Origin of the sequence: Mucilaginibacter psychrotolerans (assembly GCF_004519315.1) — a bacterium.
In the GTDB taxonomy this organism is placed as follows: Bacteria; Bacteroidota; Bacteroidia; order Sphingobacteriales; family Sphingobacteriaceae; genus Mucilaginibacter; species Mucilaginibacter psychrotolerans.
Genome location: NZ_SOZE01000014.1, coordinates 56,557 through 68,491 on the forward strand (window position 1 = coordinate 56,557; position 11,935 = coordinate 68,491).

The 11,935-nt window shown below is 46.0% G+C and carries 13 protein-coding genes; 5 read left to right on the forward strand and 8 right to left on the reverse strand.

The genetic code is table 11. The features are described 5' to 3' along the window. Window positions 1–10: 10 nt before the first annotated feature. Together E2R66_RS14660 and E2R66_RS14665 are read right to left on the reverse strand one after the other, a co-directional pair. Window positions 11–763: a hypothetical protein gene (locus E2R66_RS14660; protein ID WP_133232077.1), complete on the reverse strand. Its 753-nt coding sequence runs from the start codon at window positions 761–763 to the stop codon at window positions 11–13. Window positions 764–892: 129 nt separating this feature from the next. After that, window positions 893–1,465 carry a hypothetical protein gene (locus E2R66_RS14665; RefSeq protein WP_133232075.1) on the reverse strand — a complete coding sequence of 191 codons (573 nt, stop codon included), beginning with the start codon at window positions 1,463–1,465 and terminating at the stop codon, window positions 893–895. A gap of 41 nt (window positions 1,466–1,506) precedes the next feature. Here E2R66_RS14665 and E2R66_RS14670 point away from each other — a divergent pair, with 41 nt between their 5' ends. Then, entirely contained in the window at window positions 1,507–2,511 is a 1,005-nt protein-coding gene (locus E2R66_RS14670) for a threonine aldolase family protein (protein WP_317130778.1), read from the forward strand. Between the two features lie 134 nt (window positions 2,512–2,645). Then, complete coding sequence (locus E2R66_RS14675) at window positions 2,646–3,731, forward strand: DNA topoisomerase IB (RefSeq protein ID WP_133232073.1); 1,086 nt, start codon at window positions 2,646–2,648, stop codon at window positions 3,729–3,731. Window positions 3,732–3,757: 26 nt separating this feature from the next. Here the strand turns inward: E2R66_RS14675 and ctlX are convergent, their stop codons facing one another. The 4 genes from ctlX to E2R66_RS14695 form a co-directional block, all read right to left on the reverse strand. After that, on the reverse strand, window positions 3,758–4,648 hold the full coding sequence (gene ctlX / locus E2R66_RS14680) for a citrulline utilization hydrolase CtlX (protein ID WP_240049325.1): 891 nt from the start codon (window positions 4,646–4,648) through the stop codon (window positions 3,758–3,760). A 138-nt stretch (window positions 4,649–4,786) separates the two neighbouring features. Continuing rightward, window positions 4,787–4,999 (reverse strand): helix-turn-helix domain-containing protein, encoded by a 213-nt coding sequence (locus tag E2R66_RS14685; protein ID WP_133232069.1) that lies wholly within the window; start codon window positions 4,997–4,999, stop codon window positions 4,787–4,789. Next, on the reverse strand, window positions 4,999–5,622 hold the full coding sequence (locus E2R66_RS14690; RefSeq protein WP_133232067.1) for a DUF2975 domain-containing protein: 624 nt from the start codon (window positions 5,620–5,622) through the stop codon (window positions 4,999–5,001). The genes E2R66_RS14685 and E2R66_RS14690 overlap by 1 nt, the downstream gene beginning before the upstream one ends. Window positions 5,623–5,712: 90 nt before the next feature. Next, a complete protein-coding gene (locus tag E2R66_RS14695; protein WP_133232065.1) occupies window positions 5,713–7,158 on the reverse strand; it encodes an arginine deiminase family protein in 1,446 nt (481 codons plus the stop codon). A gap of 143 nt (window positions 7,159–7,301) precedes the next feature. Here E2R66_RS14695 and argS point away from each other — a divergent pair, with 143 nt between their 5' ends. Next, the gene (gene argS, locus E2R66_RS14700; RefSeq protein WP_133232063.1) at window positions 7,302–9,071 is read left to right on the forward strand and encodes an arginine--tRNA ligase; all 1,770 of its coding nucleotides are present in this window, start codon (window positions 7,302–7,304) and stop codon (window positions 9,069–9,071) included. 123 nt (window positions 9,072–9,194) lie between these two features. On the opposite strand, the gene E2R66_RS14705 is transcribed toward argS, so the two are convergent. Both E2R66_RS14705 and E2R66_RS14710 read right to left on the reverse strand, forming a co-directional pair. Further along, a complete protein-coding gene (locus E2R66_RS14705; RefSeq protein ID WP_133232061.1) occupies window positions 9,195–9,488 on the reverse strand; it encodes a YXWGXW repeat-containing protein in 294 nt (97 codons plus the stop codon). Window positions 9,489–9,609: 121 nt separating this feature from the next. Beyond that, window positions 9,610–10,500 carry a 3-hydroxybutyryl-CoA dehydrogenase gene (locus tag E2R66_RS14710; RefSeq protein WP_133232059.1) on the reverse strand — a complete coding sequence of 297 codons (891 nt, stop codon included), beginning with the start codon at window positions 10,498–10,500 and terminating at the stop codon, window positions 9,610–9,612. A 127-nt stretch (window positions 10,501–10,627) separates the two neighbouring features. Here E2R66_RS14710 and E2R66_RS14715 point away from each other — a divergent pair, with 127 nt between their 5' ends. Together E2R66_RS14715 and E2R66_RS14720 are read left to right on the forward strand one after the other, a co-directional pair. Next, window positions 10,628–11,296 carry a hypothetical protein gene (locus tag E2R66_RS14715; protein ID WP_133232057.1) on the forward strand — a complete coding sequence of 223 codons (669 nt, stop codon included), beginning with the start codon at window positions 10,628–10,630 and terminating at the stop codon, window positions 11,294–11,296. Window positions 11,297–11,315: 19 nt separating this feature from the next. Beyond that, window positions 11,316–11,909, forward strand: a complete 594-nt coding sequence (locus E2R66_RS14720) for a Crp/Fnr family transcriptional regulator (protein WP_133232055.1) — start codon at window positions 11,316–11,318, stop codon at window positions 11,907–11,909. Window positions 11,910–11,935: the final 26 nt, after the last annotated feature.

Consider the following 11,935-nt stretch of genomic DNA (forward strand, 5'->3'; position numbering starts at 1 on the left):
AAAAGCCGGGTTAAAATTTCCCCTCGGCTTTCGTTTTGTAAAAATACGTAATAAGCTGTTCAATATTGTCCAGCCCGAAAGGATTGGCTTTAATATATTCAACAAGCTTAGGCTGTGCCTGCATCACAAGGGCTATCATTGCCTGGAAATTATCGTCGGTTACGTACTGCATTTCATTGGGGCTGTTGCCGTAGTAATACCATTTGTTGTAACTGCTGCCACGGTTTGAAGGGCCCGAAGATAAAACCGCCGGAAATACCGGTAACGTATAATTAGCTGCTCCTTTATATAAGCCGTCTTTAGTAACAGTTGGATTTTGGGCAATCGCGCTATTCCTATCGGCGGAGAGCCCTCCAAAAATCAACCTTTCGGCAGTAGTAGTTTTGCGGGTATGGCCACTGCCTTTGTAGGTTGCGGGTTTGCCATCGGCCACTCGAAGTGCGTAAACTTTAACCTCTTCATTCATCACCACGCGTAGAAAATCGGTTGGGTTGCTGCTCCACTTGCCTTTGGCCGGTTGTTTAGCTACCACGAAACTATCCTGGCCGGCTACGAACCATTTCACGTCACGTGTGGTTAAAGGCATAACCTCCCCCTTTTCCGAGTCTTTAAACTCGATGTAGCCCTCGCCCGGAAACGGGCCCTTACCTCCGGGGCATGGGCGGATGATGCCGTAATATTTAACACCGCTTACATCGGTATAATAACCGGGTTGCCATATTTGGGCATATAAGCTATTACAGGATATAAGGAGAATCGCCAATATTAATGTATATATTTTATTATTGCGCATTTCTTAAAACCGTTGATTTAAATTTCATTACTTCCGTTAATTCCGATAGATAAATCAGCACGCCAACAGTTATATGTCACGAATAAATAAATCACATAATCATTTGGCATTGTTTAATAATCCTCTTTGCTTGGCCGTATCGTAAGCCAATAAAAGCTCCCCCATGAAATCATAACTATATCGTCCATCCTTAATTGCTTCCACGAAGAATTCGTTGCCAGCCAATATTTGGGTCATTATTTCGATAAAGTTTTTCCTGCTTATCTTCTTTATATCGTTTGGATTAGAGCCGTAAAAATAGCGTGGGGCGTATCCCGAGCTATAGCCGCCAAAGCCCGACGCGGATGTAACTTCTATTAAATTCATGTATAATTTAAGAGGGGTATTTATTGTAACCATTAACACCGGATATTTGCGCAAATCAGGGTTATGTGATATTACAAAGCTATCTGCTTTAATTACAAATGCTTTTAAATCTGTTGTCTTAATCTTTACTTTCCCTGCTGTATCAGTAGTCTTAAATTGGATATTATCGCCTTCGTTCCATTTAATAATGCCGCAAACTTTGCTGCTGTCTAAAAGATAATAACAGCCGGCGGTCCATTCTCCCATTTGGGCGGAAGCCGAAAACCACAAGCCCGAAATAAACAATAAGAGTAAAATTCTTCGCATAAGATTTAGATATTTGAACCAAATATAAAGGATTTTGATATATGATGACTGTTGATTTACGCAGCGATACCGTAACCAAACCAACCCCAGGCATGCTTGAAGCCATGTGGAGCGCCAAAGTGGGCGACGATGTGTTCGGCGAGGACGAAACCGTAAACGCGCTGGAAGAAAAAGCCGCAGCCATGTTCGGAATGGAAGCAGCCATCTACTGCCCAAGCGGCACCATGACCAACCAGATTGCCATCAAATGCTTTACCCAGCCGCTGGACGAACTAATTGCCGACCAAACCGCGCATGTGTACCGTTACGAGGGTGGGGGTATTGCCTTCAATTCGGGCGTATCTACGCGTTTGCTCAATGGTTATCGTGGCATACTTACGGCCGAAATGATTGCCCCCGAGATAAATGCCGAAAATATACACTACCCGCACACCAGCCTGGTGGTGCTGGAGAACACCGTAAACAAAGGCGGCGGCAGTTGCTATACCCTGGAGCACATTAAACCTATTGCCGGGCTATGCAAGGCCCGGGGGCTTAAGCTACACCTGGACGGCGCACGCATCTTCAACGCGCTTGCGCATACGGGTGATAAGGCGGTAGATTATGGCACTTATTTCGACGGTATATCGGTATGCCTTTCTAAAGGTTTGGGCGCGCCGGTAGGTTCGGTGCTGTTAGCCGATAAAGCAACCATCAAATATGCCCGCCGCATACGCAAGGTATTAGGCGGGGGCATGCGCCAGGCCGGCTTTTTGGCAGCTGCCGGTATCTACGCGCTTGACCATCATGTGGAACGATTAAAAATTGACCATCAGCACGCACAAATAGTGGCTATTGAATTGGCCAAACAAAGCTGGGTGACTGATGTGCTACCTGTAGAAACCAATATTATTTTATTCGATACTGTAGAACCGGCTAATGTGGTTCTATCACGATTGGAAGCCAAAGGCATTAAGGCTGCCAGTACCGATACGCACCGCATACGTTTTGTAACGCACCTGGATATTCACCCCGAGCAGGTGGAGTATGTGGTGAAATCACTATAAGCCCCACCCAACCCTCCCCGGAAGGGAGGGCATAGATATTGTTGAAGGATTAAAAATCTCCCCTTCCGGGGGAGATTTAGAGGGGGCTGGACTTCCGACTTGAAACTTATCCTGCCCCGGTGTGTTCTATACCAATGAACCGCCTTGTAAAAAAACTCGAAAAAATTGGCCGCGACCCAAAGGTTACAGCAAAAGCCGTGGGTCTTCGTTATGTATCAGATGCTACGCCGGGGTACACGCGCAAAAAATCGGGTAAAGGTTGGCGTTATTACGATGCTGAAGGCCAATTGGTGAAGGATAAAGAGATGGTAACCCGCTTTACGCGGTTGGTAATACCGCCTGCTTATACCAATGTTTGGATATCGCCATATGAGAACGGTCACCTACAGTTTACAGGTACCGACGCTGCCGGTCGCAAGCAATACCGTTACCATCCGTATTGGAATAAAATACGCAATCAATCTAAATATCACCGCATGCAAACCTTTGCGGCGCACCTGCCAGCTATACGCCAACAGGTTGACCATGACCTTGACCGCCGCAACCTCGACCACGAGAAGGTAGTAGCTTTGGTGGTTAGGTTAATGGAACTGACCAGCATAAGGGTAGGGAACGAATCTTATAAAAAATTATACGGTTCCTTTGGCCTTACTACCCTGATGAATAAGCATGTAAGGATTGAAGGCACGCGCATGAACTTTGAGTTTAAGGGTAAGAAAGGGGTGTTCCACAAGGTAGCCCTGCAGAGTAGAAAGCTTGCCAATTTGGTTAAGCAATGTCGCGATATACCAGGCCGCGAGTTGTTCCAATATTACAATGAAGACGGCAGCTGCTGCACCGTTGACTCGGGCGACGTGAATACTTACCTCAAGGAGATAACCGGCGAGGACTTTACCGCTAAGGATTTCCGCACCTGGGCGGGTAGCGTGAGCGCACTATATGCCTTTAAGCAGGCGGGCGAATTCGATAACGTAACCGAGTGCCGTAAAAAAATAGTAAGCGTGCTGGACGAAGTTGCCATAAACCTGGGCAATACCCGTACGGTTTGCAAAAAATATTATGTGCACCCCACGGTAATAAAAAGCTATGAAGAAGGCACCATTTTTAAATACATCAGCGCGCTCGACGAGAAGCAGGATATAAAATCGGCCGAGTTGAATATCGCCGAAAAGGCATTATTAAAACTGCTTGAAAACGAAAAACTCGCCGAGGCGAGTTAATAAGTTTCGGATGGACCACTTTGCGGTTATAGTTGCTCCAAATGCACCTCGGCCATCATGCATCTTGCGCTGCCGCCGCCGTTTGTTTCTATGGTGTTGATGTCTGCGTAAACCAGTTTGCCAAATACCGACAGGGTATTGCGTTGCGCATCGGTTAAGGAAGTGTAAGCCGTTTGCGACATCACGATGAGCGTTTCGCCCACATTGTTTTTTACCTCCAGCATATTTCCCGCGAATTTATTCATCTGCTCAAAATTGATTTCGATAACCTGTTTCCCTGTGGATTTTAGTGATTGAATAACTGCAAGCTTTTGGTACAGATCGGTAATGCTATCCAAACAAATTACGGCGAAAGCACTGCCCACGCACATGAGCACATTGGTATGATAAATGGCCTTGCCTTGCTGGTCGAAGGCATCGAATGTGACGGCTCTGTAGCCGGTGTAATCGCAAAAAGCCTTTAATACTTCGGCATCGGTGCGGGGGGAAAGGCAAGCGTAGGCGATTTTATTTTCGCGATCTAACACCATGCTGCCGGTGCCCTCTAAAAATTGGTTTTTGGCTTCGTAGCGGCTCAAGTCGATGATGTGTTTTGCTGCAAAGTTATCTTCCAATTGGCTGATGATATCCTCGCGGCGCTCCAGCCGGCGATTCACAGCCTGCATAGGGTACAGGAATATATCACCAGTATCATGGAAACTTACCCAGTTATTCGGAAATATAGAATCGGGGGTGTGTGGCTCAGGCGTATCTTCAATTACAGTTACGTTAATGCCGTTTTCGCATAGTGTGCTTACAAAACCATCGAACTCCTGCTGTGCTTTTTGCTGCACAGCCTGCTGGTCGGCCTGTTTTATCTGGAAAGCGTTGCTCTCGGCCGTTTGCGCGTTGAACCCGAAATTAACTGGGCGGATCATGAGGATATTGTTAGTCGATTGCATGTCAGAATCAGATTTTACAGAATGGTTGAATTTTCAGAATGTAAATAAAAATGCAATATAGGGATTAGCCAATGAACAAAATTCTGTTCATTCTTAAATTCTGGGAATTCTGATTCAGACAACATCTGCCTTATAATCCAATATATCCCCCGGTTTGCAATTCAATTCTCTGCAAATGGCTTCCAGCGTGTCGAAACGTACGCCCTTTACTTTGCCCGTTTTGAGCAGGGAGAGGTTGGTCATGCTGATGTCGAGCCGCTCGGCGAGCTCTTTTAGCGACATCTTGTTCTTCGCCATTTCTACATCCAGGTTTACGATGATAGCCATTACACAAACTCTCCAATCTCTTTTTTAAGTTCGAATCCGTAGCGGAAGACATCGGCCATGATATAAATTACCGCGCCTAAAGCTAACCCCGTAAAACTTTCCGACCATACCACCTGATAGTGCATCCCATCGAAATTGCTAACCTGGTGGTGCAGGATATACGAAGTGCTCAAGCCGAATAGGATATTCAGGCCGGTAACCAGCGCAAAGCATAAAGCCGTTATCCGCAAACGGCGGATGTTGTCATAATTAAAAGGGATGCCTTGCTTAATGGTGTTAAAAAACTTCCGAAGCTGGTAAATTATCACGAGGGCCAAAACCTCCAGGGAAACAAAAAAGAAATAAGCGAGTGTGATGTTGCCGGGTGTATTTTTCAAGTCCATCCTTATCGAGCCTTCCTCAATTGCCAAGGTGACATTTTTGGCATCCGGCGTTGCAGCCTTCAACACGGCTATCGATTCCTGAAGCGGATATTTAACCCTTGCCGAAAAAAACGCCGAATCATCTGTAAAGAATTTTACAGTGAGGAAGCAAAAGGCAATTACTGCCAGCACCAATCCGGCACGCCATAAAATGTTCAGTATAACCCGAATGGTTGTTAAAAGCCAGGATGTTGTTTTCATGTTTGTATTGGTTTAATGGCACAAACATATAAACAATATACATAAAACAAAGATTATTTTATGTAAAACATAAAATAATCTTTGTTTTAACTAAATCACTCTATCTCTTTGCAGCGGCATACTCATGCAGTGAAAACCACCGCGTGCGCGGGAAAGCTCGGCGGAAGGCATCAGGATCAGCGTATCGGTCATTTGTTGCGGGTCCAACTTGCCGTCTTCGAATTTCTGGAGCAACTCCTGCACTTTGATTATTGTAAAACCGCTTTGTTTAAAAGCCTCAACAGTTTTGTCGTTACGGTCGTAGCCTAAAACTACGCCTTCTTTAAGAGCTAGCAGGTTGCAACTGTCGGTCCATTGCTCGCGGGCGTCATAGGGGAATACATCGTTCCCCGAGTAGATAAAGCGCGTTGGCTCCTCGCTATGCAAATCTTTCTGGCTGATGTTGTCCAACAGTGCCTCCAGCGTGGCAAATGTCTTTGGTTTTTTGCCCTTGCGAAACTGCACCAGCTCGGGTTTATCTTTGTTCTTTTTGTCGGCAAACCAGCCAACCGCGTCGGCGTCTTCCTGCAATGTTTCGGTAATGGTAAGCGAGCGCAGCAACACCCAAACATTGCGTTTCACCTGCGTGAAAACGGTATCGATATGCATATAATCGCGCTTGTGCGGTATTTTTACGATGGTGACTTTCTCTACCACGTCGTTGTCGAACAGTAGTTTAATTGCTTCGTTGGCACCGCTAACGGATGTGCGCTCGCTCCAGCCGATAAGCAAGTGATTAGGGGCAACCATCATTACGTCGCCTCCTTCGAGGGTGGTTTTGCTTTCTTGCTCCTCGCCTGGGCGAAGGAAGTGCTGCACGGTATCGGGTATCTCCAAAATGTTGTTGTGGTAACCTTCGAACAAAGGGTGGTTGAAGAATATATAGCGCGCCAACAGGGTTTCGCGGGCGCGGGCCTTTTTAGCAGGTTTGTTCAGCAACATGTGCTTATTGATGGCGATACCGATATCCCGTGTAAATATCATATTGGGGATAGGGGCAAAGATCATCTGTTCATCCGTCAACGAACCTGAGATAAATATCTTGGCCAGTTCAACTGGTTCAATATCTATTAGTTGAAGTTGCAGGCGGTATGTTACGCCTTCAATGGCGCAAACTGCTGCCACGAGTTTTTTACGGATATCTTTTTGCTCGAGGATATCGCTGAGCAAGGTTTGTATCTCCACTACTTTGCCAGAGTTATGGAAACCGGCGTTGTCGGGTTTGAAGAAGTTGCGTTTGTTTTCGGGGTTATCTATTTCGCTAAGTTTGCCTTTGATTTTATCCGGATCCAGAAAGTACATCAGCAGTTTGATATAGTAATCGTATTCGCCGCCGCGCATGGTATCCAGGTGCACAATGTCTTCAAAAAGCCAGTCCTGTGCTTTAGAGGGTACCACTTTGCCCAGGCCGCTATCGGGGCTATGGACCAATAAAACGCGGAGGTTGCCAATTTCGGAAGTTACATCGAGCTTGAAATTATCGGTATTTAATGTCATAGAAAGTTGTAAGAATAGCAAAGCTATAGAATTTAAGTCGATAGTCCATAGACCATGGTGCATAGCCGTATTTCATTAACAGACCAGAAAATACTATGGGCTATGGACTATCGTCTATGGACTATAATTGCTAATTTTGCCCGATGGATTTTATTATCGAGGCCGTTGTTAAGGCCATAAAAGAATTATACCAAACCGATATCGCTGCCAAGGATATCAATTTACAGGAAACACGTAAAGAATTCGAAGGCCAGGTAACGCTGGTTACCTTCCCATATACCAAACTTTCGCGCAAAGGTCCAGAGCAAACCGGTACCGAAATTGGCGAATACCTGCAAAATAACGTTCCCGAAATTTCTGCGTTCAACGTGATCAAAGGCTTTTTAAATATATCCTTTGCCGATAGCTTTTGGCTGGGCAAGCTGCATGATGAAATATTGGCTGATGATTTTGCCGTAGGTAAACCCAATGGCAAAAAAGTGATGGTGGAATATTCCTCGCCTAATACCAATAAGCCTTTGCATTTGGGGCATATCCGTAATAACCTGTTAGGCTTCTCGGTCGCGCAGATTTTGGCTGCCGCAGGTTACGAGGTAATCAAAACCAACCTGGTGAACGACAGGGGTATCCACATCTGTAAAAGTATGCTGGCCTGGCGCGAATTCGGCGAGGGCGAAACGCCAGAAAGCTCGGGCCTTAAAGGTGACCACCTGGCCGGTAAATATTACGTTTGGTTCGATAAGGCCTACAAGCAACAGATACTGGAACTGGTAGAAGAGGGACAAACTGAAGAAGAGGCCAAAAAGAACGCTCCGCTGATAAAAGAAGCCCAACTGATGCTCCAAAAATGGGAAGCAGGGGATGAGGACACCATCAACCTGTGGAAAACCATGAACGGATGGGTGTACGCAGGCTTTGCCGAAACCTACAAAACTCTGGGCGTTGAGTTTGATAAGTACTACTACGAAAGCAATACCTATCTATTAGGAAAGGATATCATCGAGGAAGGGCTGGAAAAGGGCGTTTTCTTCAGGAAAGATGATGGTTCTGTTTGGATTGACCTTACCGCAGATGGCCTCGACCAGAAACTGGTGCTACGCGCCGATGGAACTTCGGTGTATATCACCCAGGATTTGGGTACTGCTCAATTGAAATATGGTGATTATAAAATGGACGAATCCATCTACGTGGTGGGTAATGAGCAGGACTATCACTTTAAGGTGCTGTTCCTCATCCTGCAAAAGCTGGGCAAAGAGTGGGCTAGGGGACTATACCACTTAAGCTACGGGATGGTAGATTTGCCATCGGGTAAGATGAAATCGCGCGAGGGTACGGTGGTAGATGCCGACGACCTGATGGCCGATATGTTCAATACCGCCGCCGAAACCACCGAAGCCATGGGCAAGGTTGATGGCTTTAGCGAGGAGGATAAAAATAAGCTGTACCGCACCATTGGTATGGGTGCGCTCAAATACTTCCTGCTGAAGGTGGATCCGAAGAAACGCCTGCTGTTTGATCCGAAAGAGTCGATAGATTTTCAAGGTCACACAGGGCCTTATATACAATTCACGCATGCGAGAATTAAATCGGTTTTGAAAAAAGCGGGGTATAATCCAACAGAAAGCAAAAGCGAAACCACCGAATTGGATGAGCTGGAACGTGAGTTGATTGTAACATTAAATAAATACCCACAAACGATTAGCGACGCCGCCGCCAGCTTTAGTCCGGCAATTATAGCCAACTACATTTACGATCTCGCAAAAATTTATACTCGGTTCTATCACGAAAAGCCCATTATGCTTGCGGAGGAAGAAAACCAGAAACAATTCCGCCTGCAACTATCTGCTGCATCAGCAAAGGTCATCAGCAAAGGCATGAACCTGTTGGGTATTGATGTGCCGGAAAGGATGTAGTTTTCAGTTTGCGGTTAACAGTGGGCAGTTTGCAGTTTTTTTACTTCCGACTACAAATTGCCCACTGCAAACTAATGAAATTATGCACTGCTGCTAACTGCGAACCGCCTACTGCAAACTGAATTACCGCCAGTATCCCCTTTTCCAAACGTATCCGCGGTTGGTATGTATCCAGGCGCCTTCTACGTAAACACGCCTGGCACGCGGGCGGGCGTAATAGCCATTGCGGTAAACGTAGCGATTTCCTCGCCAAACCCATTCGCCGGGTACCCAATAAGCATTGGCATAAGGTGCTACCGGCCTGACATAAACCGGCTCTGAGGGTCGTTCAGCAATATAAGCCTCACTGGCGCATGATGAAAGGAACACCGAGCCTGCTAAAGCGCACATGATTCCCAATTTTGATATTGTTTTCATCTGTAGTATTTTTTAAAGTAATATAGACAGATGAGCAAGCCAAAAGTTTAACAGGGATGCAAGACAGCAAGAAGCAAGAGCCAAGAGATTATCTTGCTTCTTAGGTCTCGCCTTCTTGTTTCTAATTCCAGAATTTCTTCGCCACTACCAAATCCTTACTCCCCGCCGCGTACTGATAAAACCCTGCGCCCGATTTTACGCCGAGTTGCCCGGCCATTACCATATTGACCAACAACGGACAGGGCGCATATTTAGGGTTGCCGAAACCCTTGTGCAACACATTGAGTATGGCCAGGCAAACATCGAGCCCTATAAAATCGGCCAGTTGTAGGGGGCCCATTAGGTGGGCCATGCCCAGCTTCATTACGGCATCAATTTCGGCAACGCCCGCCACGCATTCATACAGGGTGTAAATAGCTTCGTTGATCATCGGCATCAAAATACGGTTAGCCACAAAGCCGGGGTAATCGTTCACTTCCACCGGCGATTTGCCCAAGCGGGTGGATAGCTCCATAATGCTGTTGGTCACCTCATCGGTAGTGGAGTAGCCGCGTATTACCTCTACCAATTTCATCACGGGCACAGGGTTCATAAAGTGCATGCCTATTACCCTATCGGGCCGGTTGGTGGTGGCGGCTATTTCTGTGATAGAGATAGAAGAAGTATTGGATGCCAGTATCGCTTCGGGCTTGCACAGGTCGCTAAGCTCTTTAAAAAGCTTTAGTTTAATTTCCCGGTTTTCGGTGGCGGCCTCTACTACTAAATCAGCATCGGAAGCACCCGCGTAAGCATCGGTATATATTTTTATATTGGCCAAGGTGGCCGCTTTGGCAGCCTCATCTATAGTGCCCTTTTTTAACTGCCTATCCAGGTTGGCAGCAATGGTTTGCAGGGCCTTTTGCAAGGCTTCGTTGCTGATATCCACCAGCGACACGTTGAAGCCATTTTGCGCAAAGGTGTGGGCAATACCGTTACCCATAGTGCCCGAGCCTATTACAGTAATATTTTTCATGTCAGGTATGCATTGTTGTTGCGGGGGCTATATTAGCAATAATTCAATTTGATTGAGCGTTAATTATTGTATAATTTAACAGCTTCGCAATCAAAACCCTGGTATCTAACTCTTTCTTCAAAAACCTATGAAAACGCTGAGAATCCTGGCTGCCTATTTTTGCCTGATGGCTTCGGTCTTGCCCCTAAAAGCGCAGTTTAAGCTCTACACCGATTCCAAGCCGGTAATGTTGATAGACTACACCAATATGGAAGGTACGCCCTATCTTTATGAAGATTGGCAAACCGGCAATGTAACGCTAACCAACGGCGTGAGCAATAAAGAACCCATGCTGCTTAAGCTTAATTTAGTGAACGATGTGATATCGTTCAAAGATAACGCTACCGGTCAGGAACTGGAGTTTGTAGTGCCGGTGCAGGAGTTTTCGCTTAATTTAGTGGCCGGCGCAACGCGGCATTTTAAAAGCGGCTTTAAAAATATCGATGGTATAGCACCCACGGCATTCCTGGAAGTATTGAGCGATGGTAAAGCGCAATTGCTTAAAAGGAATAACAAAATCATCTTCGAACAACAACCCATAGGCTCGGCAACGAAAGAACGTACCTTTATCGAGAAAACAAAGTACTATCTCGTTATCGATGGAAAAGCAACGGTTGTAAAAGCTGATAGAAAATCGCTACTGGCTGCACTTGCCGATAAGCAATCTGCTTTGGATACTTACCTCAATGTTAACAAGATAAATTTTAAAAGCGATACCCAACTGGGCAAACTGGTAGATTATTACAACACCCTATAAGTAATCGGTACACAATAAGATGCTCAATGCCGAAGAAATAAGCTTTTATCTTTCTGTATTCAAAGGGCTCAACCCCATGGATATCTATGATATATTCAAGCTGGCGCATACCCGTAAGCTGGCCGCCGGCGATATCTATATTGCTGAGGGAGCTACCCATCAAAAACTCGCTTACATACGCAAGGGACTGATCCGTGCTTATTATCTGAAAGAAAACGGCGACGAATTTACGTTGTTGTTGCAGTGGGAGGGCAAGTTCATTGCATCGCACGATGCCATCATACATCAGCGCCCTTCGCGCTTTATTTACCAGGCGCTGGAGGATACCGTACTGATGGAGGTAGACTATGAAAAAGCATTACCTGTATTAAACAACAACCCTAGGCTATCCTCAACCCAGGCATCTTTCTTACGGGGCATGTTGGCCGAGTCTATGGCCCGGGTAGAATCGTTCATCCTGTTATCGCCCGAGGAACGGTACCTGCAACTTATACGAGAGAAAGCCGATATCGTAAACCGCGTGCCCGATAAATACCTGGCCACTTTGTTAGGCATCACCCCGGTATCTCTGAGCCGTATCCGCAAACGTATTTCCACGCAGGGGAAACGGTAATTATCTTTTGTTAATTTTTCGACAGG

Coding starts and splice junctions, on each gene's coding strand:
- E2R66_RS14670 (WP_317130778.1), top strand. CDS start 1,507: ATGATGACTGTTGATTTACGCAGCGATACCGTAACCAAACCAACCCCA.
- E2R66_RS14720 (WP_133232055.1), top strand. CDS start 11,316: ATGCTCAATGCCGAAGAAATAAGCTTTTATCTTTCTGTATTCAAAGGG.
- E2R66_RS14715 (WP_133232057.1), top strand. CDS start 10,628: ATGAAAACGCTGAGAATCCTGGCTGCCTATTTTTGCCTGATGGCTTCG.
- E2R66_RS14675 (WP_133232073.1), top strand. CDS start 2,646: ATGAACCGCCTTGTAAAAAAACTCGAAAAAATTGGCCGCGACCCAAAG.
- E2R66_RS14705 (WP_133232061.1), bottom strand. CDS start 9,488: ATGAAAACAATATCAAAATTGGGAATCATGTGCGCTTTAGCAGGCTCG.
- argS (WP_133232063.1), top strand. CDS start 7,302: ATGGATTTTATTATCGAGGCCGTTGTTAAGGCCATAAAAGAATTATAC.
- E2R66_RS14690 (WP_133232067.1), bottom strand. CDS start 5,622: ATGAAAACAACATCCTGGCTTTTAACAACCATTCGGGTTATACTGAAC.
- ctlX (WP_240049325.1), bottom strand. CDS start 4,648: ATGATCCGCCCAGTTAATTTCGGGTTCAACGCGCAAACGGCCGAGAGC.
- E2R66_RS14695 (WP_133232065.1), bottom strand. CDS start 7,158: ATGACATTAAATACCGATAATTTCAAGCTCGATGTAACTTCCGAAATT.
- E2R66_RS14710 (WP_133232059.1), bottom strand. CDS start 10,500: ATGAAAAATATTACTGTAATAGGCTCGGGCACTATGGGTAACGGTATT.
- E2R66_RS14685 (WP_133232069.1), bottom strand. CDS start 4,999: ATGGCTATCATCGTAAACCTGGATGTAGAAATGGCGAAGAACAAGATG.
- E2R66_RS14665 (WP_133232075.1), bottom strand. CDS start 1,465: ATGCGAAGAATTTTACTCTTATTGTTTATTTCGGGCTTGTGGTTTTCG.